The sequence below is a fragment of the Sphingobacterium bovistauri genome, from assembly GCF_020295405.1.
Lineage (GTDB): Bacteria > Bacteroidota > Bacteroidia > Sphingobacteriales > Sphingobacteriaceae > Sphingobacterium > Sphingobacterium bovistauri.
Window position 1 is genome coordinate 107,363 of record NZ_JADEYP010000009.1, and the last position, 21,937, is coordinate 129,299.

Here is a 21,937-nt window from a genome sequence, read left to right on the forward strand (position 1 = left end):
CAATGAAAAAAATACTTTATATAGCATTAGCCTTGTCTTTCGGAACTTTATTTCAAAGTTGTGATCCAATGAAAGATATTTATACAGAATTGGATCAAAATGCAATCGATAAATCTGGTATTCAGGATTTAGAATTTGAAATGACTAAATCAGAATATGATTTATTAAGAGGTGTAGAAAATGCGAGCACTCCTTTTGCAAATCAATATTTTAATAGTGAAGATTCTGCAAAAGTTTTAATTCCTGTTATTTTGTCCAAGAAGTTTCAATATTTGGGAGAAAAATCTACAGCTAAAGTGACTTACAATTTGGGAAATCGCAATTTGAAATTATCGACGATTTATCCTTACAAAGCTGACGATGCAACATATGTTGCTGTGACTGGAGGTACGAGATTCAAAAACTTTAATTCAGAAGCCCAAATTTTAGCCGGAGTGAAGTATTTTCACAAAACACCGAAGCAAGGTGATTGGGTGAAAATCACATATATTTGGTCAGCGACTAATACTGAAACTACATCAAGTGTTATTTACTTGAATGGAAATTGGTATGTGAGCTACGAATTGTTAGCCGCTGATTATACAGCTATGCAACAGGGCTTTGCAAACTTTAGTGTAAAAGAAACTGCAGAGTTATATTTGCCAGTTTTTATGAAAGCTAAATATCCATATATTTTAACTGAAGGCTACACTTTACCTGTGATTTATATTTTGAGATTAAGTAGCTCAAATATAAATCCAACGGTCGCTCTGATGAAATATCAAGGAGGTCAATGGGTTGTAAATAGTGGTTCGGATAAAGCATTGATGCAATTTGCGGTAACAAAAGGTGTATGGTTGGCAGATAATACCATTAAATATACAATCACTGCGGATGAGCATAGAAATGAAGTTTCTAAATATGTAGATGATGCAGCCGCGAAAGCGAGTATTGCACAGTATGGTAATTTTGATTTAAAATTATTTACAAGCAGAGCTATGCTTTTGAGTGCTTTGACTAAGTTTACGAAAGCTAAATTCCCTAATTCTGCAGTTGGACAACGCTATTTATTGACATATAGAACTTTTAATCCTAATTCTACTGCGACAATTTGGTTGGAATTGGGTGAAGATGGTAATTATGTTGAAAAACTAGATTAATTTTTCAATTTCTTATAAGAATAAATCATAAAAAGCCCTCACAACTTTTAGTTGTGAGGGCTTTTACATTAAAAGGAACTTTATGATTTGATATTAGAAACGATCTGCATTCATTACTTTGTTCCATGCAGCTACGAAATCTTTGTAGAATTTATCTGTAGCGTCAGAAGCCGCGTAAACCTCAGCTACTGAACGTAATTCAGAGTTTGATCCGAATACTAAATCGTTACGTGTACCAGTCCAACGTGCTTGACCTGTTTTGCGATCAGATCCTAAATAAACTTGTTTAGAATGGTCCATAGCTTTCCACTCTGTAGCCATATCTAATAAATTCACGAAGAAATCATTCGTTAATTGTCCAGGACGATCTGTTAGGATACCGTGTTTAGAACCGTCATAGTTGATGTTGATAGAACGTAAACCACCTAATAACACAGTCAATTCAGGAATATTTAATGTCAATAAATGCGCTTTATCAATTAACAATTCTTCTGTAGATACACCCCAATTCCCTGACTTACGATAGTTGCGGAAGCCATCAGCTTGTGGCTCTAACCATTTGATTGAATCAGCATCAGTTTGCTCTTGACTTGCATCAGCACGACCTGCTGTGAATGGAACTGTAATATCTTTTCCAGCATCTTTAGCTGCTTTTTCAATACCTGCAGCACCACCTAATACGATTAAATCTGCAATAGAAACCTGTTTTCCGAAACGTGATTTTAGACCTTCGTAAGCGTTTAATACTTTAGCTAACTGAACAGGGGTGTTTACTTCCCAATTTTTCATAGGCTCTAAGCGAACACGTGCACCATTTGCACCACCACGTTTATCTGAACCACGGAATGTAGAAGCAGAAGCCCAAGCTGTACCAACTAATTCAGAAACTGTTAAACCTAAACCTAAAATTTCTTGTTTTAAAGTAGCGATATCCGCATCGTTGATTAATTCATGATCTATTTTAGGGATTGGGTCTTGCCATACGAATTCTTGCGTAGGAACATCAGCACCTAAATATCTTTCACGAGGTCCCATATCACGGTGCGTTAATTTAAACCATGCTTTACGGAATGCCTCTTCGAATTCAGCAGGATTTTCTAAGAAACGACGACCTATTTTTTCATATTCAGGATCAAAGCGTAATGCTAAATCTGAAGTTAACATCGTAGGACGAATTCTTTTGTTAGGATCATGTGCATGAGGTATGATTTCACCAACATCTTTTGCTACCCATTGGTGTGCACCAGCAGGAGATTTTGTCAATTCCCATTCGAAACCGAATAAATAGGATAAGAATAAGTTAGACCATTCTGTCGGTTTAGAAGTCCAAGTTACCTCAAGACCCGAAGTAATTGTGTCGCCACCTTTACCTGTGCCATATGAATTATGCCATCCGAAACCTTGAGCTTCTAGATCAGAAGCTTCAATATCTGCGCCTACGTTATCAGCAGAAGCTGCACCATGCGTTTTACCGAATGTGTGACCACCAGCGATTAATGCCAATGTTTCTTCATCATTCATTGCCATACGAGCAAACGTGTCACGAATATCTCTTGCTGAAGCTAAAGGATCAGGATTGCCGTCTGGACCTTCTGGGTTAACATAGATCAATCCCATTTGAACGGCTGCCAACGGATTTTCTAAATCACGTGATTTATGTTTTTCGCTGTTTGTATCTTCAGCAATGATTACATCATCACCTGCTACACCAGAAGAACCACCTTTACCGTAACGCTCATCACCCGCTAACCATGTTGTTTCAGAACCCCAGTATACATCTTGGTTTGGCTCCCACACGTCAGCACGACCACCTGCGAAACCTAAAGTTTTGAATCCCATAGATTCTAAGGCAACATTACCTGTTAAAATCATTAAATCCGCCCAAGAGATTTTACGACCATATTTTTGTTTAATAGGCCATAATAAACGGCGTGCTTTATCTAAAGAAACGTTATCAGGCCAAGAGTTTAATGGAGCAAAGCGTTGTTGACCTTCGCCAGCACCACCACGACCATCTTGTACGCGATAGGTACCTGCACTGTGCCAAGCCATACGGATAAATAATGGTCCATAATGACCAAAATCTGCAGGCCACCAGTCTTGAGAATCAGTCATCAATGCTTTTAAATCAGCTTTCAATGCTTCTAAATCTAACGATTTGAATGCTTCAGCATAATTAAAATCTTCACCCATCGGGTTGATTTTTTCAGAGTGCTGTTTTAATATGTTTAAATTTAACTGATTTGGCCACCAGTCTTTATTTTGAGTACCACGACCAGCCGCATTGTTTGTTGGTTTCATTGAACCATTATGAAATGGGCATTTTGAGATGTCTCCAGAAGTGTTTTCCATATTATATTATTTATATATTATTAATATTTCATTGTGATTTGACATAAATTTACGTAGAATGGATTGAGTTATAAAATAATATAAGTTTATTATATATAAATAAAATCTATATAAATCACATTTCAGTTAGTTTTTGTTTATATTGTTGTTTAGAATATGCTATTATCATTGTGATGAATATTCTTTTATTGTTTCATTAGTTAAGTAGAAAGAATTTGAAAGGTTGTGTTACATAAAGTAATAAATAAAGATTAAGGTGATAAGAGATAGCTTATCTTTGTGTGGTTTCATTTTTCTCCATACAAAGATTGTATGTTGATAATCTTTCGATCTTAATTTTTGTCATTCTCATTTTGGTAAAATAATTGGTTTGTTTAGGAATAATTAAACAAGTTACATGTAATATAGTTCATGGAATCGTGTAATGTCTTACTTGGATGTATCTACCGACACCTGTTGTATAAAATCTGATAGATCTTCGTTTTTTGATAATCCTAATTTTATTTTTAATCGATATTTGGTAACTCTCACAGTGTTAATATCAATTTTTAAAATATTTGCAATATCTTGATTGTCCATATTTAGGTAAATAAAGGAGGCATATTTTAAGTCAAGACTTGTTAATTTTTGTTTAGATAATTCATTTAATTTTTGAAAAAATTTAGGATGAATATTTTCGTGTATATTTTGGGTTTGTTTATAGTTTTCGTCGTTATGTTTATCTTCTTTTAGAATTTTTTCTATTGAGGTAAGTTTATTCTTCTGCAAATCATCATTTAAACTTTTCAATACAGAGTTTTTATTATCTAATTTTAAAGATATAGCCAGCGCATCTCTTTGTGTTTTTTCATGTTGTAATTTTAGTATGGTGCTCTCATTAACTAGACGTATTTTTTCTTTTTGTAATAATTTTGATTTTTGCCTACCTACCTTCTTGTTTAATCTCAAAAGATAGACTAAGACAACAATCAAAGTGCTAGTCACCAATAATATCACTAAAAATAATATGTTTTGCTTGTTTAATAATTGAGTTTTTTCATTAAGTTGAAGAATTTCATTTTCTTTAATTTGATTTTCATATAGGGATTGGATTAATTGGAAGTTCTTTTCATTCTTTCCAGAATTAATATCTCTGAATATCATGTAGGACTGATATAAGGATCCATACGCTTTATCGAGTTCTCCCTCTTCTTTGTATATATGCGATAAATTCCGAAGTAATTCGTAGTGATTATAATCATTCGAATTACTTTTGTTTAATTTGGATATAGCCTTCAGATAGCTTTCTTTAGCATTTTTAAAATCTTTTTTCAGTTCATAACCAACGCCAGTATTTATGTATGCCGCAGATTCGTAAATCTTTAATTTTGGATTATTGTTAATGATTTTCAATGCCTCTTGTTGCAAATATATTGCGCTGTCAATATTAATATTTTTGCCATTAAAGAATTGTGTCCCTACATTAACATAATTTAGACATTTCGCTAAGTCTGCCAATCCGGCATTTTTGATAGTTGAAATTGTTTGATAGGATTTGTTGAAATAATATTCAGAAGTATCTGATTTTGAATCAATTTTTTGAGTTTTATATTCATGCATATAATAATTTCCCAAATTATTATATGTTATAAATATGTAGTAGGGCACCTTAGATTTTATAGCGAATTGATTAGCCAATATATAATCTTGTTTACTACTATTTTTATCTTTAATTGACTCACCAGCACCTGCTTTTTGACTATGTAGAATAGCTAACAGCGAATTGTTATTTGCTGTTTTATTAAAAACAGTAGTTGCGTAATTAAAGGATTTTATATATTGTTTGTAGTTCTTTGCTTTTAGGTATATAAAGCAAAAACCTAATTCTACATATGCTTGATCAATTTCGCTACCTGTTCTTTCAGCCAGCTGTTTAGCGATCTTGAGTGATTTTAATTGTTCAGCATCATTTTTCTGTATATGATAATACCTAGAGAGTAATACGAATCCAATAACTTTCTTTGAATCATTAGGCGATCTTAAGAAGCTATCATGGATAATTTTCTTTGAATCATCAAATGCATAGCTATATAAATAATTATATACATTCTGTTGATCAATGTCATTATCGCTTTGTGATTTAGCATTGAAAAATAAAAGCAGAAATAAGACAAGAACACCAAGTGATTTCATTTGTAGGTAAATAGTTTTCATAGGTTAGTAGATGTATTATCGAAATACAATATATCAATATAATTTAAAGTTTTAAAAAAATATTAATTTAATTCTCGATTGCGATTATTATTTAATTGGTCCATCTATCTTGAATTCGATGTGAAGTACATATCATTCAGAATAGCTGGTCGCTTAATATTCTTCAATATAATAGTCTATCATAGTATCGTTAAAATCTATTTTTTATTATAATAATCTGATTAACAATGTTTTGTATGTTTTTGTACACAGATTGTACACACGTGAATTAGCTATGTACATGATATGTAATACCAAATATTCTCTTAAGTATAAGTGCCTATCTACTTTTGTCGTGAGTTAAAAATAACTGGCTGTAATTAATATATGCTGGTGTTAAGTTAAATCAATTAAACTAAATAGATATGGAAGGAATAAATGATCAAAAACGACCTTACGTACAACCAAAAATTTCGGTACAATTTATTGTTCATGAGGAATGCATAGCCGCTTCTTCTGTTGTAGTATTAGAGGTGGGCTCACCGGGTAGTCCATATACCCCAACTATAGAAGACTGGAATGCAGGAACAGGGGACAACGAAGATGTGTGGTTTTAAATTTAAAATTCTATGAGATCAATTGTTAAAATACTTATATTATTTGCTGTTTTGTACCTTTCAAGCTGTGCAAAAGAGATGGGGGATGCTCCGTTTTTGAATGAGGATGTATTAATGGTTAATGTAAGTGGAATAGAAAATTATAATGTCCAAAAATCAGCTTCTAATAACAACGAAGGTCTGCGTTCAACTCCTAATCAAGACAGCTTAAATAGGGCTAATCCTGAGGTGATAAAAATTTCTGAAGGAATAACGATGTCTACATCTATAGAGCAGTACCCTATAGGGCATGAAAACTATTCTAATTCTACATCAGAAAAAAACATTGGTAAATTTTCAAGAAAACAGTTAATTGCTGCATCTTATCCAATGACTGCAGGAACCGCTTATCGAATAATTTTATTTCAAAATGGGGTTGTACACTCTACATCTTCTGGTACCTCAGGAACTTCTTTGGGTATGCCAGTTAGTCGTGGACAAACCTATGAATGGGCAATTTATTCCTACAATACTACTTTTCTTCCTCCTAGTGCATCAGTGGGAGTATCAGATCCTAAAATGCAAACACCTCAAAAAATATCTAATAATATAAAAGAGTTAGTGTATGCAAATGGTACTGTCACCATTCCTACAAGTGGACCAGTTCCACCATTGAATGCCTTATTGAAACAAAAATTGGCAAAGGTATATGCAGAATATAATGCAGAGCAACATTCATTAATGATTTTAGGTTTAACGGGGTCATTCATCAATCAGGATGGATCATCTACACCGAACTCACAAGGATTGTTAGGAGCTACTTATTTTCAATATGGAGATTTAAATTTGAGAACAGGTGTTATTGATAATTATACCTATTTTCCTACAGGGAATCAAAATTTTCATAGGCCAGATTTTGCCAACTATGATATTTGGCGTACCTATCAATATTTTACCGTGAATACAGCCCCAATTTCGCCAATCATTATAAGAATGACGGCACTTAATATGGCTAACAGTACATCTGGCCCTACGATAGGAGTAATTCCTCCTGATATTGTTCGTCAATTTGATGTAACACCTGTCATTGGCTCTACTACAGTTTTGAAGTTTACTATTCGGGAGGCTACCTACGGTATTGATTGTTCACAAACAGCAATAGAAGATGTTAATACTATAGTCATGGCTGGTGTGTCTATTCCTGCTGCGCACAAAATAAAAGTAAGAGTTACTGGAGCAGTTGTCGGACATTATTATAATATTAGTACAAATACAGTTGATGGAGTGTCTTATAAAGCAGAAGGTAATTTTACTGTTGCAGGCGATCAATGGATTCAATTGGTACCAACAGGTCAGTATATTGTTGGCGGCGTGAGAAATTTTACTATTACTTGTAACAACCCCGCACGATCAACCTGTTCACAAGAAGTTGTTGTAGCACATGTAAATACTGGATCTTACATTGAGAATGGATTACCATTGGATGCATATCCTTCGTTAGCCTCTAGATGGGGGGGGACAACAGATGCTTACAATAGCACGACTTGGAGACCTAGATTGGCAAAAAATGCAATTATTAGTGCCGACGTAAGATATGCAGGTCAATTGGAATCTAGATTTTGGTATTTGTATTTCCGAAATGTGCATTCTACAAATTCATGGACCTACTCATACACTGGAACATCAAATCTAACGGCAGATCCGACTCCTAGAACAGGAACAGGTACACTCACAGCAGGTGCTAGGTTAGTATTGTCTTTAGATCCATATGGAATGCCTTTTGGAGAAGGAGGTGGCGGAGGTTATTATGGCTCAGGAAATAGTTGGGCGGATGGCCTTACAAAACCAGAAACTACAACGGCAAGTATCATTCTTACCTATCAAGGTGTAAAGTATAATTATACTTTAGTATTTTCACCGGGGACAGGAACACCTGCTTTAGCTAATCCGTTATACAATAGTTATTTAAAAACTGAGTTAAAGTTGAATAGCGTAGCAAAGCCATAGTTAGCCACTATGAGTAAGTAGTTGCAATATAGATGAGGATTATTTTAGTAGAATAATCCTCATCTATAATTTTATAGAACCCATATAGATTTCTAATTTCTTTATTAATAATAGACCGTCTTATGTTACTCCTGGATAAGAATCAACATAATTTTAAAGTATATTGTTAAGTTTTATGTATTGAAGTAGCATTATTGTTTTTCCATCTTTAATGTCTCCATTTTCTATCATTTTCATAGCGTCCGAAATACCAAGTTCTAAAACTTCAATATTTTCCTCTTCCTGTTCTACACCACCACCATCACTGACTTTCATTTCTTTGGCATACTCTGCAATAAAAAAATATAAAATTTCAGTCACAGAGCCAGGGGACATATATGCTTCAAATATTTTGCGAACTTCGGTAATTTTATACCCTGTTTCTTCTTTGGTTTCCCGTCTGATACAATCTTCTGGGTTGTTTTTATTCAATAAACCTGCACAAGTTTCAATCAACATTCCTGTTTCATTTCCATTAACAAATGTCGGAAGGCGAAATTGTTTTGTGAGAATTACCGTTTTTTGATTTTTATTGTAAAGTAAAATAGTCGCTCCATTGCCTCTGTCGTACGCCTCTCTACTTTGAGTCAGTTTTGTTCCATCTTTTTTGGTGTATTCATAAGTTATTTTCCTTAATACGTACCAATTGTCAGAAAGAATTTCGGTGTCTAAAATTTTAATGTTATCAATCATTTGTTGGTTGTAATGTTAAATTGATCTTAGTAAGTAGGGGCTTGCTGTCTGAGATTGAAGTCAAAAGTAACTATAGCTGAAAGCCATTTTTTTGCTGGATGAAATAGGAGAGTAGTTCAGATGTTCATTACCCCCACGAATTACCAATAAGATGCTAGCTGTAACTTTTTTCTAGTTTAAAAAAGTAATAATTGCTTCACCATTTTTTGTAGCATCTGTAAAAACTTTCTGCATCGTTAAAAATCCATCTGCAATATATTCAAAAGCATCATCTCCTTCATCCCAAATTGTCGGATAGATTTCTAATTCTGTCATTTTTGCAGGATTAAATTTTTGTTTAAGCTCGGCAATTGTGATTTTAGAGATTTCATTATTTAATTCTGCAACTAGTTCAGGTGTCAAATAGTGAGCTGGTCCATATCCCAAATCTTGGTCTTCGTCAATCAGCTGTCCACTAAATAATACTCTTACAAGATTATGGTCAGCGGTTGCTAAACCTTCTCCAGTAAGTAAAAATATTATTCCATCCCATGATTTATCAATGTCAACCAAATTTTCGTTTTCAGTTTCATCATCGTAGATCATGTCTTCTAATAATGTACTGTTCTGTAAATAATCTTCAAGTTCCTTTTTTGTTACTCGAAGTAAGTTTCCAATCATACTCATATATGAAATATTTCTAGTTTATATTTTAGGTTTTGTTAGTGCGTTTTTTTGAAAAGATTATAGATAACTAGCCAAAGACTATTAACCTTTTATTATTAACTAAATTATGAAAAAGAAATAAAATATCCCGCTAGCATGAAGAATGTTGTCAAAAAAAATCTTGCGTGTTTTTTATATAGGATAAGATTTTATATTTCATCTTTATAAATAATGCACAACGTAGAATCAAACAGTAATAAATTGAAATTAGTTTAATTTACTTATTATTAGTGATTTAATTTGATCATCTAAACTGTTTATTTTATATAGGATCAAACTGATCCTATATAAAATAAACAGTTTTAAGAGAAGGTAAAGAGTGTGTTTTATAAAATTTCAAAATGCTTTAATGCATTCCAAATGCCGTCTGAATCCACATCATCCGTAATATAGTCGGCAATTTCTTTTACTTCCGGATTCGCATTACCCATGGCTACTCCAATACCTACATGCTTTAGCATGGTTATATCATTTCCTCCATCACCAAATGCCATTGTCTTACTTAAGTCTATTCCAAAATAATCGCAGAATATATCTATACCTACTTGTTTACTTTGTCCTTTGGGGTTGACATCGGCAAAAAGGGGTGACCAACGTGATGCTAATGAATTGGGCATTACCTTAGCCATAAATTCTTTTTCTTCATCGGGTCCTAAAAATATATTTGTTTGTAGGATGGAGTTTGTGTCCACTTTTTCTATATCAACTAATGGCGGAACTGGCAAATTTAAATGTGCATACATCCCAGCTATCTCCGGTGTGACGTCGTGAATAGAAACTTCCTTTTCGGACATGAACGAAAAACTTAATGGATTTTCTTGTGCATAATCCAAAATCGATTGGATATCTCGTGAATCTATAGCTTTTTTGAACAGTATTTCACCCTCTTTGGTCAGGCAATATCCACCATTGAATGTAATATAGCCATCAAAGTTGAGGTAGCGTACATGATCAATACTATTGATAGATCGGCCTGTAGATAGGATTGTTTTTATTCCTTTGGCTTGTAATTGTTCGATTGCTTCTTCTGTTGAAGCGGCTACTTCATGCGTCTTAAAGCTAAGTAAAGTGCCATCGATATCGAAAAATACGGCTTGAATGTTTGGATGTTGCATATATCTGTAATGTGTATCAAAAGTAAAAAGATATTCTTCAAAATTCAACTTCGCTCATGCTTTTCGTATCTTTGCCATATTCATCAATTCGTCAACTATGACTGTGTTAACCGCATTTATCGCGCAAATCAAGTTAAGCATACAAAATCAACACTTTATCAAATTATCGTTAGGAAATTATAAAGGAGAGGTGGAGCAGCTCAAAAATATTTACGTGAAAGCTATTTTAATCAAGCGTGAGCTCAAACTTTCATTTACTTACCGCTATAAGACTCGTGATATCACTAAAAATTTTGGAATTGAAGAAGGTCTTACTGAGATAGTAAGTATGATGAACCCAGAAGGATTCCGCATAGTAACATTATTTACCTCAACAGAAAATGTCATTTGTGAGTTGAATGCTAAGCAAAATTGGATAACACGTGATGAGAGGGCTACAGCAGAGAAGCCTATTTCGTTGACACACGACAAGATAAAAGAGCGTAAAATTGGAGATTCCAATAAAACCTATTTGAAAGATTTGCGTCTGACAGATGAATCTGGAAAAGTGTATAAAAATGCACAAGATAAGTGGAAGCAAATCAACCATTATATAGAATTGTTGAGTACCGAACTGACTGCTTTACCACAAAAAGATATGCTCCAAGTTGTGGATATGGGTGCAGGTAAGGGGTATTTGACATTTGCCCTATACGACTACTTGAATACAACACTTCAACGTAGGTCTCATATCGAAGGCGTAGAATATCGCGAAGATTTGGTGGAGTTGTGCAATAGTATCGCTGCTAATAGTGGTTTTGACGAATTGCAGTTCCTTCAAGGGACGATAGAGGATTACAAACCGAAGACGGATTTGGATATTTTGATTGCATTACATGCTTGTGACACAGCAACGGATGACTCGATTTACAAAGGTATTAAGCACCATGCCAATTTAATCGTCGTGGCGCCTTGTTGCCACAAACAAGTACGTCGTGAGTTGGAAAAAATAAAAGCACAGAACGATTTGTCGTTTATGACAAAGCACGGAATATTTTTAGAGCGTCATGCCGAAATGCTGACAGATGGTATTCGTTCGTTGATTTTGGAATATTTTGGTTACCAAACCAAAGTGATGCAATTTATATCAGATGCACATACTCCTAAGAATGTGATGATTGTAGCGGTTAAAAAGGAGATTAGTAAAGAGAAAAAAGAAGATGTCTTGAAGCAAATAAAAGACATAAAAAGTTATTTCGGCATAGGCTTTCATTATTTAGAAAGACTATGTGGTTTAGATAAATAATAGGTACATTACAATTGCGTAAAGCTCATATAGTATGGATAATCTATATGAGCTTTACTTTTGCCTATAACAAAGCACTTTAGATGAAATATTTTGATGATTTACTAGCTCTTTTAAAGCAAGAGCAAGATTATGATAGAAAATTGCACGAAGAGTTACTTTTTAAAAGTAACCTCAATATGCGTAAGGAGCAGGGGATGACTTGGTTTCCTATAGCGATTACGCAAAGTGAAATGGGACGTGGAGATTATTTAAGTATCACTGTAAATAAGACAAATAATGTCGCTGAAGGACATAGGTTTAGGTTTGGTATGCCTGTTTCATTATTTTCAAATCACGATCCGGAGGAAGACCGTATTAATGGGGTGATTAGTTTTGTGAGTCGTGATACCATGCGCATTTCACTACGTGTAGACGAATTGCCAGATTGGAGCAGAAGAGGCAAGCTAGGGGTTGATTTGCTATTTGATGAGAATTCATATCGTGAGATGGAACAAGTGCTTCACCTTGCGAAGGACTTAGTAAATGATGAAAAGGAAGGTGGGTTCATAAGACAACTGATTGGTAAGGAAGATATCTATGTACATCCAGCGTCGCAGGTATATCATAATGTGGCACTAAATGAAAGTCAAAATCAGGCTATTACTAATATGCTCTCGCAGGACAGACTAACTATATTGCACGGCCCTCCAGGAACTGGTAAAACAACAACCTTGATTCATGGTGTCAAAGCATTGGTTAAGGAGCGTAAAAAACAGATTCTGGTGGTCGCTCCTAGTAATACAGCTATTGATTTGTTGACCGAGCGACTTGATGCTATCGGTGTGCATGTAGTTCGAATGGGTAATCCTGTTCGTGTTTCGGATCATTTGTTGAATCTGACATTAGATGCGAAGATGAATAATCATACTGCGAATAAGGAGGTGAAGAATTTAGACAAGCAGGCTCGGGCTTATCAAGATATGGCGCATAAATACAAACGTAGTTTTGGACGTGCTGAGCGTGAACAACGCAAAGCATTATTTGATGAGGCTAAGAAAATTCGTAAAGAAATTGATAAGATTCAAGATTATGTCATGGAAGATGTATTGGATAAAGCGGAGGTCATTACCGCGACTTTAGTTGGGTCTAATCATTTTTCCATTCGTAATAGAAAGTATGAAATAGTCATTATAGATGAGGCTGCTCAGGCATTAGAGCCTGCATGTTGGTTGCCAATTCTCAAGGGAGAAAAAGTTATTTTAGCTGGTGACCATTTGCAATTGCCCCCAACGGTGAAGTCATCTAAAGATAGTTCAAAAGGACTGTATGTTACGTTGTTTGAAAAGCTGTTGGTTGTTTATCCTCAGTTTGTTAGTGTGCTTAATGTACAGTATCGCATGAATAAGTTTATTATGCAATATCCATCACACAGTTTATACAATGATGGGTTAATAGCTTCAGAAAAAGTTGCACAGTGGACTATTAATAATGATACTAAACCTATATTGTTTATTGATACGGCGGGTGCTGGATACGATGAAAATATCGAAGATGATGCTATTTCAAATGTGGAGGAAGCTCATTTTCTGCTAAATCATCTTCAGGAAAGTATCCAGTCATTTGAGCAGATTAGTAATGGAGGGATTCTTCCCTCTATTGGTGTGATTACACCATACCGCAAGCAATCTATTCTTCTCAAAGAATTAATAGGCGCAGATGAAATGATTGCCAATTATGGGGGGAAAGTTCAGGTACATACGATAGATAGTTTTCAGGGACAGGAAAAGGATTTGATTTACATTAGCTTAGTTCGTAGTAATTCGCAGCAGAATATCGGCTTTTTAGCGGATATTCGAAGAATGAATGTCGCAATGACACGCGCACGTAAAAAATTGATCGTTATTGGTGACAGTAGTACTATAGGGCAACATCCATTTTATAAAGGTTTCATAGACTATGTGAGTGATTTGGATACGTATCATAGTGTTTGGGAATGGAATGATTAAGCTCCATTTCTATTGCTCAAAAGTATAGAAATGGAGCTTAAGGAGGGTTATTTCAAGAAATCACCTATAGTCTGTAGTCCTTGCGTAATATGCTCAGGAGGAATACCATGACCTCCAGAATAATAAAATTTTTGAACATTTACATTTTTAACTTTTAAGGCTGTTTCAAATTTTTCAGCTTGCGAAATTGGTGTTAATTGATCTTCCTTACCATGCAGTAACAAATATTTAGTTTGGCCTGGTTGAATAAAATTAATAGGAGAGGCATCAAAATAATTCTTTTCTTTGGACTGTGGGGTACCACCTAAGAAGGCTTCTAAAACATCTTTAGCTTCTTTATTACCATCTGTGTACAGCGATTTTAATTCGTATGCTCCTGATATACCTATGGTACCTTTGATGCGAGATGACGGATTTTTAACCGTGTATAAAGCTGCTAAATGTGCACCAGCACTAGCTCCTAAAATGTATGTCGTATTAGAATTGACTTGATAAGAATTTGAATTTCGAAATATGAAATCCATCGCTTCTTTGATATCTTGTTCTGCTGCAGGGAATTGATTTGCATTTGATGTTGTCAAGCGATAGTTCAACGTAAATATGGCAATATTTGGAAATTCTTTTTTAAGATTCTCGAGATTGTCGGTGTTTAATAAGATATCAAAATCAGATTTATCTCCACCTATCCATCCACCGCCATGTATCAATACCAGTATTTTCGTTTGTGTCGTGTTTCTTCCTGATGGAAGTAATACATCCATTTTGTTACGCTCGTGCGGACCATATGTTACATCCTTCATGATAACATCTTCTGTCACAGGGAGAATTGTGTCTTTATCTTCTTTGCTGCAATTTGTAAAAAGCAGTGCGAAAATAGGGTAGAGCAAAATTAACTTTAACTTTTTCATAATTGAAAATTTATAAGGTTCATTTTAAAGTCTTCAAATTTAATGCCGACATTAATTATGGGTTAAGTTTTTGTTGATTTGTGGAATACTTCATTAAAAGTTTAGGATGAATAGTGGTACTTTCGTAGCATGATGTTTCGAGGATTTATTTTATTTATATCGAGTTTACTTAGCTTTTGCGAATCACAACATTCAACCGGTAGGATTGTACCATTTGAGGGCAGATTTGAAGATAAAATACATACTGATCCAAGTATATTTAAAGTAGATTCATTAGTAGATGGTGATACATTTTGGGTGTTAGATAGTAAAGGAGAACGAATTAAAATAAGGTTAATCGGTGTAGATGCACCTGAGGTAAAGAATGTTTTTCGGAAAAAGAAACATCCATTTGGCGCTGTATCGAAGGGGTATGTAGATAGCCTATTGCTATCTAATCGCTTTGTGAGATTGACTTTTGATGTAGATTCATTAGATCAATATGGCAGAACACTTGGTTATGCTTATTTGAATGATGGCACTTTTTTAAATGAGCATCTTATAAGGCAAGGGTACGCTACACTGATGACTATTTCACCAAATATTCAGTATGAAGAGATGTTTTATGAAGCTCAGGTTTATGCGCGGGAAAATAAATTGGGTATTTGGAAAGAAGAAGATTAAATTTATACTAGATATTTAACCAACGTATGTTGAATCACAAAACAGATGAGTAAATTTAAACAATTATTAAAATCATTACCTCTAGAATTAATAATCTGGGTAGTAGCGTTAATTGTTTTATACCATCTAGATGTCCATGACAAAGAAGCTAATTCATTATGTCCTATTCATAGTGCGGGTTTAGGATGGTGTCCAGGGTGTGGATTGGGAAGGGCTATTGGTTTACTAATGCATGGGTACGTTAGCGAGTCTATAGAAATGCATTGGTTTGGTATTCCGACTTTTTTAGTGCTTTTATATCGCATATTAAATCTATTTATTTTGTATATTCAATCATCAAAAATTAAGATATGACAAATAATAACAATTTTCTGTATTTAGAAGGTATTACTCCAGAAGAAATGGCTAACCTTAACCATATCGCTAAGAGTCTTAACGAAGAAAAACTTCGTAATTTTACTCAATTATATTCCTCAAGACGTAAGAAATCTCAAGATATATTAATATTTACATTATTGGGTTTTATATTCATTGCTGGTGTGCAAAGATTTGTACTTGGGCAGATTGGTATGGGAATTATATACTTTTTTACTGGAGGATTTTGTCTTATCGGGACCATAGTGGATTTGATTAATCATAAATCGATGACAGATGAATTTAATCGTAAAGTTGCTGTAGAAACTTTATCAATGATCCAATAATTCACGATTACAGAATAATAAACTTACTTTTCATAGAGCTCTAGGGGCAATCGATCAGGGTCGGTGAAGAACAAAAACTTTTTACCAGTTATTTCGTCAACACGAATTGATTCGGTATGGATATGATTACGATGTAATTCTAGTGTTGTTTGTTCTATGTTATCGACCTCGAAAGCTAAATGACGTAAGCCCAATGCTTCGGGGTAGGAAGGACGACTAACGTAATCAGGAAATGAAAATAGCTCAATAACGTATTTACCATTCAACGCTAAATCTAACTTGTATGAGTTTCTTTCTTTTCGAAATGTTTCCTCAATGATTTCTAAACCTAATATTTCGGTATAGAAGTGTTTTGATTTTTTGTAATCACTGACGATTAACGCAATATGGTGTACCTTATTGAGCTTCATAAATAAGAATTAAAATAATGTAGGGGCAGATTTGCCTTTTTTAGGGTCTTCTGGCTTCTGAGGAATAGGTAATTTTGTTCCAATTGCTTTATTTAATTTGTCAATAAAATGTGCTGCAAGCAAAGGAGACTCCACTTCTACATTCTGATGAATAAAAAAATACAATTGCTGTAAACCTGCTTCTTTCCATTCAACTATTGTATTAATCCATTGATCCAAACGTGTATAATCTGTTGGATGATTTGCGCCTACATAGCGCACAAAGGCTGTAGGGGTTGTCAATCGCATGTGCATCATATCTCTTCGTCCAGCTGTATCCACTAATACATTGGTTTTGTTTGTCTTTTCTAATAGTGCAAAAAACTTTTTGGCGACTTCAGACTTAAACCACTCTTCGTTTCTTACTTCTACTGCCAATGGGTATCCTTTTGGGAAATCTCTCAAGAATTTCTCCATGCGTTCAAAATCTTTGGGTTTGAAGTTATCTATCAATTGCAGAAAGGCCATGCCGAATTTATCTTCAAATAATACAGTTGAGTCAACAAATTCTTTTACTTTCTCATCGGTGTTGAGTAAACGAGAAAAGTGACTAATAGATTGTGGGATTTTTGGAAAAAACTTAAAATCTAAGGGTGTCTTATCTCGCCATGTCTCGACTTGCTGTTTGCTTGGTGAATTATAGAATGTAGCATTCAACTCAATAGAATTGAACTGTGTCGAGTAATAGGCTAACTCATCTTTAGTTCCGCGTGGATAGAATCCTTTTAAATCTGTTTTATTCCATTTTGCACAACCGACATAGACTTCCATTGGTTTATCAGACTTATTTTTTTTCAATAAATCTAACGTCTCCTTAGGGGTAGTCGGAATGGAAAAATCTATAATAGATGGGTCAGGTACTTGTCCAAATTTCATGTTCCAAAATATTTTTTTAAAGATAGGTTAAAGCTTTTTTAAATTCAAGCGCAATGAATTTGCAATAACAGATACTGAACTTAAACTCATTGCTGCAGCAGCGATCATTGGAGATAATAGGATTCCAAAACTAGGGTAGAGTATACCTGCTGCCAAAGGTATTCCAATGACATTGTATAAGAAAGCAAAGGTTAAATTCTGCTTGATGTTTTGCATCATCAAACGACTTAAATGAATGGCTTTTGATACTCCTTTTAAATCTCCTTTTAGTAATGTAATGTCTGCACTTTCAATAGCCACATCTGTACCGTTGCCCATTGCTATTCCGATGTTGGCTTGAGCAAGCGCTGGAGCATCATTAATACCATCTCCTGCCATAGCGACTATTTTACCTTCTTTTTGCAATGACTTGATGGTATTAAGTTTGTCATATGGAAATTGTTTTGCTTTGAAAGTATCTATATTGACTTCGTGTGCAACAGCCTGTGCCGCTAGTTCATTGTCACCTGTTAACATAATTACCTTTATATTATTTTCATTCAATTGCTGTACTATCTCTCTTGCATTGGCTTTGATTTTGTCTTTGACAGCGATGAATCCAGCAAATTGATTGTCAATACTCAAGTATGAGGTGCTAGCGCCTGAGCGTTGAAGATTTTCAATTTCTTCTGTAATTACATTAGGTATATCAACACGTATGTCGTGCATCAGCTGAAGGTTACCTAGTACTGCCTTAAGATGGAAAAGCTGTGCGGAGACTCCTTTACCTGAGATATTTTCGAATTTTGTTACATCAATATCAACTAGTTTTTCTTCCTTAGCTTTATTGACAATTGCTTGTGCTAATGGATGAGAGCTGTGCTTATTAATAGATGCAGCAAATTGTAATACGTCTTTATTAGAAAATTTTTCTGAACCTTTATACATGCTCACTACAGGTTTACCTTCTGTAAGAGTGCCAGTTTTGTCTACTACTAATATTTTAGCCTTTTGCAATTGTTCTAAGGCATCCGCTTTCTTAATAAGAATACCATTTTTAGCTCCTTTTCCAATACTTACCATGACAGACATAGGTGTAGCGAGCCCCAATGCGCATGGGCAAGCAATGATCAGTACAGAAAGTGCATTCGTAATAGCGTATGAAAGACTATTTTCTTTAGCTAAAAAAAGCCAAGCGACAAAAGTTACTGCAGCTATCAATATCACGACGGGAACAAATATACGGGATACTTTGTCTGTCAATTTTTGAATTGGGGCTTGACTACGACTTGCTTCATTAACCAATTGTATGATTTGAGAAAGTACGGTTTCGTTACCTATTTTTTCGGCTTTCATCTCAAAACTGTGGTTACCATTTATAGTTCCCCCAATAACAGTATCTCCACTTTTCTTTTCTATTGGTATCGATTCTCCGGTAATCATGGATTCATCGATTGCTGTATTTCCATTCGTAATAACACCGTCTATCGGAATTTTGTCACCAGGGTGTACTCTTAGTATATAGCCTTTCTGGATATCGGATACAGCAATTCTTTCTTCTTTTCCATTATGGAGTCGGACAGCTTCTGCAGGAGTTAATTTAATTAGTTCTTTGATGGCTGAATTCGTCTTTGAATGTGCTTTTGCTTCCATCAATTGACCTAAGATGACCAATGTAATAATTACAACAACGGACTCAAAGTACAGATGTATTTGTCCGTGATGTCCACGCATTTCAGAAGGAAGTATATCAGGGTAGATAAGTGCAACTAAACTGAAGATAAAAGAGGCTGCAGATCCCAAAGCAATTAAACTAAACATGTTGAGATTCCATGTCTTGAATGAAGTCCAACCTCTGACAAAGAAGGTCCATCCGGTATAAAATACAACAGGTAGTGTAAGCAACAATTGGATCCATCCATTGATAGAAGCTGGGATAATTTTGCTGATTGGTTGACCGGGTAGCATATCTCCCATAGAAAGTAGGAAGACTGGAATTGTAAATATAAGACTAAGGAAGAATTTCCTTTTCCAATTTAGATAAACGTTGTCTTCTTCTTCGATAGGCTGGTTGGCCACTAAATCCATTCCACAAATAGAACAAACACCAGGTTTGTCGGAAACAATCTCTGGATGCATAGGGCAAGAGAAAGTGATTTGCAATCTTGTTTCAGGGATTTTCTCTAGGTTCATACCACAAACAGGGCAACTCCCGAATTCGTCATATACTTTATCTCCTTCACACATCATTGGGCAGTAGTATTTGCCAGCGTGTGATGTATTTGGAGCAATGTGGTAAGATTTTACATTGAAATCTACCTGTTCAATTGGCATCAAGAACATATTACAAACAGGACATCTGCCTTTATTATCATATATTTTGTCATGTCCTTCACAAAACATAGGGCAGATGTAATGATTAGATGGTGAATCAGGAATATCATTTATCGTTTTTTGAGGAGCATGTTCGCCATTCCCGTGTTCATGTATGGCGTATTGTCCACCCAATTCATTTAGCTTACTTTGTAATTCTTCAATATGTATATGTTTTGTGCTGCTTATTTCTGCAGTACCATGGGAGAGGTTTACTTCGGCTTTAGCTTCTGTTATTTCATTCAATTTTTTTTCGACCATAGACCTACAACCGTTGCAGGTCATACCTGTGATATCATATATATGTTTATGCATATTAATGTCTTTTTGATAGATCAAAATTCGTGATAATATATAAGTAATATGTACATAGTTTTTCAGTATTGTGTTATAATTTTTGGATTTTTAAACATTTCGATGGCTTGGTTAGTTATTATTCTATATAATTTTTATATTGAGAGAAAGTTTTGATCCATCTATGTACAAAAGCAGTTTCATCAATTTCTTAAAATTCGAAAAAAGGTACTCCCCGCATACAATAATTGCGTATGAATTGGAGATACATTCCTATCTAACTTTTTTGGAGTCAGAAGGGATGGTTTTTCAAGATGTTGATTACAAGTTCTGTAGGTATTATTTTGCGACAATAAAGGAAAAAGGCAAAACTGCATCTTCCGTAAATCGTGCAATATCAGTGTTGAAATCGTATTACAAATATTTGCAACGAGAATCTTTGTCTGCTACGAATCCTGTACATTTAATTAAGGCGCTTAAAGTAGGAAAACAATTGCCTGTAGTGGTTGAAAAACAAAAGATGACAGCGCTATTGGAAAAGATGGAATCCTCGAATGAAACATTCGAAGATAGTCGAGACTTTATCATTGTAGAATTGCTTTTTGGAACAGGGATTCGATTGGCAGAATTATTGGAAATAAAAGAGCGAGATATTGACTTTTACAATAAAAAAATCCTTATATTAGGTAAAAGGAACAAACTTAGATTTGTTCCAATGTATTCGACATTAATTCATGAACTTAAACAGTATTTAGAAAAAAAAGAAAAGAGCAATTTAGATAATAATTCAGAGCATTTGATCGTTACTAAGGATGGGAAGAAAGCATATCCTAAACTAGTCTACCGTGTAGTAAATAAGTATCTAAGTATGATTACATCACAAAAGAAAAAGAGTCCTCATATATTACGACACAGTTTTGCGACATCGTTGCTAGATAACGGAGCCGATCTGAACGCGATTAAAGAGTTATTGGGACACGCAGGATTGTCTGCTACGCAGATTTATACACACAATTCTGTTGAACGATTAAAAAACATTTATAAACAAGCTCATCCAAAAGCTTAAAAAAGGAGGAAAACATGAACGTAACTGTGCAATCAATCAAATTCGATGCAGATCAAAAATTGATCGACTTTATCAAAAGAAAAACTAGCAAATTAGAACAATTCTTGGATAATATCATCGAAGGGGTATGTTACTTACGACTAGAAAATGTGGAAGATGAAGCCAACAAAGTTGTGGAATTGAAATTTAATATTCCAGGTTCACAATTATTCGCTAAAGCTCAAGCGAAAAGCTTTGAAGAGGCAACAGATGTTGCCGTCGAATCCTTACGAAGACAAATAAGTAAACACAAAACCAAGACTCGAACAGCTGTGAGTAATCACAAGGAACTGTTATCAAGTGAAGATGAGTTTTAGTCAGTGATAAATAAGTTATTGCAAAGAAGCTGTCCAAAAAGGGCAGCTTCTTTGTTTTATTTCGATTTTTAAGAAAACTTCTAATTGTTAAGCTGCATACTTGGATACAGAGGATATTTTGGATATTTTGTAATTATTGACAGTTTTGGATTCTGTTTTATTGCTAATAGAAGAGTTTATA

The 21,937-nt window shown here is 34.6% G+C and carries 19 protein-coding genes; 10 read left to right on the plus strand and 9 right to left on the minus strand.

The window, feature by feature from the left end:
* Positions 1-2 precede the first annotated feature (2 nt).
* The gene (locus IPZ78_RS06685; RefSeq protein ID WP_225552222.1) at positions 3-1,139 is read left to right on the plus strand and encodes a hypothetical protein; all 1,137 of its coding nucleotides are present in this window, start codon (positions 3-5) and stop codon (positions 1,137-1,139) included.
* A 93-nt stretch (positions 1,140-1,232) separates the two neighbouring features.
* Here the strand turns inward: IPZ78_RS06685 and katG are convergent, their stop codons facing one another.
* Both katG and IPZ78_RS06695 read right to left on the minus strand, forming a co-directional pair.
* Complete coding sequence (gene katG / locus IPZ78_RS06690) at positions 1,233-3,491, minus strand: catalase/peroxidase HPI (protein WP_317197569.1); 2,259 nt, start codon at positions 3,489-3,491, stop codon at positions 1,233-1,235.
* 429 nt (positions 3,492-3,920) lie between these two features.
* On the minus strand, positions 3,921-5,684 hold the full coding sequence (locus IPZ78_RS06695) for a sigma-70 RNA polymerase sigma factor region 4 domain-containing protein (protein WP_225552223.1): 1,764 nt from the start codon (positions 5,682-5,684) through the stop codon (positions 3,921-3,923).
* Positions 5,685-6,088: 404 nt separating this feature from the next.
* Between IPZ78_RS06695 and IPZ78_RS06700 the strand changes: the two genes are divergently transcribed.
* Positions 6,089-6,280, plus strand: a complete 192-nt coding sequence (locus tag IPZ78_RS06700) for a hypothetical protein (protein WP_225552224.1) — start codon at positions 6,089-6,091, stop codon at positions 6,278-6,280.
* Positions 6,281-6,292: 12 nt separating this feature from the next.
* Positions 6,293-8,266, plus strand: a complete 1,974-nt coding sequence (locus IPZ78_RS06705; protein ID WP_225552225.1) for a hypothetical protein — start codon at positions 6,293-6,295, stop codon at positions 8,264-8,266.
* A 153-nt stretch (positions 8,267-8,419) separates the two neighbouring features.
* On the opposite strand, the gene nudK is transcribed toward IPZ78_RS06705, so the two are convergent.
* The 3 genes from nudK to IPZ78_RS06720 form a co-directional block, all read right to left on the minus strand.
* A complete protein-coding gene (gene nudK / locus IPZ78_RS06710; RefSeq protein WP_225552226.1) occupies positions 8,420-8,998 on the minus strand; it encodes a GDP-mannose pyrophosphatase NudK in 579 nt (192 codons plus the stop codon).
* Between the two features lie 171 nt (positions 8,999-9,169).
* On the minus strand, positions 9,170-9,664 hold the full coding sequence (locus IPZ78_RS06715; protein WP_225552227.1) for a YfbM family protein: 495 nt from the start codon (positions 9,662-9,664) through the stop codon (positions 9,170-9,172).
* Between the two features lie 365 nt (positions 9,665-10,029).
* Entirely contained in the window at positions 10,030-10,818 is a 789-nt protein-coding gene (locus tag IPZ78_RS06720; RefSeq protein ID WP_225552228.1) for a Cof-type HAD-IIB family hydrolase, read from the minus strand.
* Between the two features lie 97 nt (positions 10,819-10,915).
* Between IPZ78_RS06720 and IPZ78_RS06725 the strand changes: the two genes are divergently transcribed.
* Together IPZ78_RS06725 and IPZ78_RS06730 are read left to right on the plus strand one after the other, a co-directional pair.
* Positions 10,916-12,103 (plus strand): class I SAM-dependent methyltransferase, encoded by a 1,188-nt coding sequence (locus IPZ78_RS06725; protein WP_225552229.1) that lies wholly within the window; start codon positions 10,916-10,918, stop codon positions 12,101-12,103.
* Positions 12,104-12,186: 83 nt separating this feature from the next.
* On the plus strand, positions 12,187-14,091 hold the full coding sequence (locus IPZ78_RS06730; protein ID WP_225552230.1) for an AAA domain-containing protein: 1,905 nt from the start codon (positions 12,187-12,189) through the stop codon (positions 14,089-14,091).
* Positions 14,092-14,138: 47 nt separating this feature from the next.
* Here the strand turns inward: IPZ78_RS06730 and IPZ78_RS06735 are convergent, their stop codons facing one another.
* On the minus strand, positions 14,139-14,999 hold the full coding sequence (locus tag IPZ78_RS06735; RefSeq protein WP_225552231.1) for a prolyl oligopeptidase family serine peptidase: 861 nt from the start codon (positions 14,997-14,999) through the stop codon (positions 14,139-14,141).
* A 129-nt stretch (positions 15,000-15,128) separates the two neighbouring features.
* Here IPZ78_RS06735 and IPZ78_RS06740 point away from each other — a divergent pair, with 129 nt between their 5' ends.
* Genes IPZ78_RS06740 through IPZ78_RS06750 form a run of 3 tightly spaced genes read left to right on the plus strand, consistent with a single transcriptional unit; the run spans position 15,129 to position 16,363 of the window.
* A complete protein-coding gene (locus tag IPZ78_RS06740) occupies positions 15,129-15,662 on the plus strand; it encodes a thermonuclease family protein (protein ID WP_225552232.1) in 534 nt (177 codons plus the stop codon).
* A gap of 45 nt (positions 15,663-15,707) precedes the next feature.
* A complete protein-coding gene (locus IPZ78_RS06745) occupies positions 15,708-16,016 on the plus strand; it encodes a DUF2752 domain-containing protein (RefSeq protein ID WP_225552233.1) in 309 nt (102 codons plus the stop codon).
* Positions 16,013-16,363, plus strand: a complete 351-nt coding sequence (locus IPZ78_RS06750) for a TM2 domain-containing protein (RefSeq protein ID WP_225552234.1) — start codon at positions 16,013-16,015, stop codon at positions 16,361-16,363. Before IPZ78_RS06745 ends, IPZ78_RS06750 begins: the two co-directional genes overlap by 4 nt.
* A 23-nt stretch (positions 16,364-16,386) precedes the next feature.
* Here IPZ78_RS06750 and gloA2 read toward each other — a convergent pair whose 3' ends face one another.
* Genes gloA2 through IPZ78_RS06765 form a run of 3 tightly spaced genes read right to left on the minus strand, consistent with a single transcriptional unit; the run spans position 16,387 to position 20,355 of the window.
* Positions 16,387-16,773, minus strand: a complete 387-nt coding sequence (gloA2, locus tag IPZ78_RS06755) for an SMU1112c/YaeR family gloxylase I-like metalloprotein (protein WP_225552235.1) — start codon at positions 16,771-16,773, stop codon at positions 16,387-16,389.
* Positions 16,774-16,782: 9 nt separating this feature from the next.
* Positions 16,783-17,688 carry a DUF72 domain-containing protein gene (locus tag IPZ78_RS06760; RefSeq protein ID WP_225552236.1) on the minus strand — a complete coding sequence of 302 codons (906 nt, stop codon included), beginning with the start codon at positions 17,686-17,688 and terminating at the stop codon, positions 16,783-16,785.
* A 27-nt stretch (positions 17,689-17,715) separates the two neighbouring features.
* On the minus strand, positions 17,716-20,355 hold the full coding sequence (locus IPZ78_RS06765; protein ID WP_225552237.1) for a heavy metal translocating P-type ATPase: 2,640 nt from the start codon (positions 20,353-20,355) through the stop codon (positions 17,716-17,718).
* A 139-nt stretch (positions 20,356-20,494) separates the two neighbouring features.
* On the opposite strand from IPZ78_RS06765, the gene IPZ78_RS06770 reads away from it, so the two are divergent.
* Complete coding sequence (locus tag IPZ78_RS06770; RefSeq protein ID WP_317197570.1) at positions 20,495-21,400, plus strand: tyrosine-type recombinase/integrase; 906 nt, start codon at positions 20,495-20,497, stop codon at positions 21,398-21,400.
* A 14-nt stretch (positions 21,401-21,414) separates the two neighbouring features.
* Complete coding sequence (hpf, locus tag IPZ78_RS06775; RefSeq protein ID WP_225552238.1) at positions 21,415-21,756, plus strand: ribosome hibernation-promoting factor, HPF/YfiA family; 342 nt, start codon at positions 21,415-21,417, stop codon at positions 21,754-21,756.
* Positions 21,757-21,937 lie beyond the last annotated feature (181 nt).

Excerpts from the sequence above, each read along its gene's own strand:
- IPZ78_RS06685 (WP_225552222.1), top strand. The coding sequence starts at position 3 with ATGAAAAAAATACTTTATATAGCATTAGCCTTGTCTTTCGGAACTTTA.
- katG (WP_317197569.1), bottom strand. The coding sequence starts at position 3,491 with ATGGAAAACACTTCTGGAGACATCTCAAAATGCCCATTTCATAATGGT.
- IPZ78_RS06695 (WP_225552223.1), bottom strand. The coding sequence starts at position 5,684 with ATGAAAACTATTTACCTACAAATGAAATCACTTGGTGTTCTTGTCTTA.
- IPZ78_RS06700 (WP_225552224.1), top strand. The coding sequence starts at position 6,089 with ATGGAAGGAATAAATGATCAAAAACGACCTTACGTACAACCAAAAATT.
- IPZ78_RS06705 (WP_225552225.1), top strand. The coding sequence starts at position 6,293 with ATGAGATCAATTGTTAAAATACTTATATTATTTGCTGTTTTGTACCTT.
- nudK (WP_225552226.1), bottom strand. The coding sequence starts at position 8,998 with ATGATTGATAACATTAAAATTTTAGACACCGAAATTCTTTCTGACAAT.
- IPZ78_RS06715 (WP_225552227.1), bottom strand. The coding sequence starts at position 9,664 with ATGAGTATGATTGGAAACTTACTTCGAGTAACAAAAAAGGAACTTGAA.
- IPZ78_RS06720 (WP_225552228.1), bottom strand. The coding sequence starts at position 10,818 with ATGCAACATCCAAACATTCAAGCCGTATTTTTCGATATCGATGGCACT.
- IPZ78_RS06725 (WP_225552229.1), top strand. The coding sequence starts at position 10,916 with ATGACTGTGTTAACCGCATTTATCGCGCAAATCAAGTTAAGCATACAA.
- IPZ78_RS06730 (WP_225552230.1), top strand. The coding sequence starts at position 12,187 with ATGAAATATTTTGATGATTTACTAGCTCTTTTAAAGCAAGAGCAAGAT.
- IPZ78_RS06735 (WP_225552231.1), bottom strand. The coding sequence starts at position 14,999 with ATGAAAAAGTTAAAGTTAATTTTGCTCTACCCTATTTTCGCACTGCTT.
- IPZ78_RS06740 (WP_225552232.1), top strand. The coding sequence starts at position 15,129 with ATGATGTTTCGAGGATTTATTTTATTTATATCGAGTTTACTTAGCTTT.
- IPZ78_RS06745 (WP_225552233.1), top strand. The coding sequence starts at position 15,708 with ATGAGTAAATTTAAACAATTATTAAAATCATTACCTCTAGAATTAATA.
- IPZ78_RS06750 (WP_225552234.1), top strand. The coding sequence starts at position 16,013 with ATGACAAATAATAACAATTTTCTGTATTTAGAAGGTATTACTCCAGAA.
- gloA2 (WP_225552235.1), bottom strand. The coding sequence starts at position 16,773 with ATGAAGCTCAATAAGGTACACCATATTGCGTTAATCGTCAGTGATTAC.
- IPZ78_RS06760 (WP_225552236.1), bottom strand. The coding sequence starts at position 17,688 with ATGAAATTTGGACAAGTACCTGACCCATCTATTATAGATTTTTCCATT.
- IPZ78_RS06765 (WP_225552237.1), bottom strand. The coding sequence starts at position 20,355 with ATGCATAAACATATATATGATATCACAGGTATGACCTGCAACGGTTGT.
- hpf (WP_225552238.1), top strand. The coding sequence starts at position 21,415 with ATGAACGTAACTGTGCAATCAATCAAATTCGATGCAGATCAAAAATTG.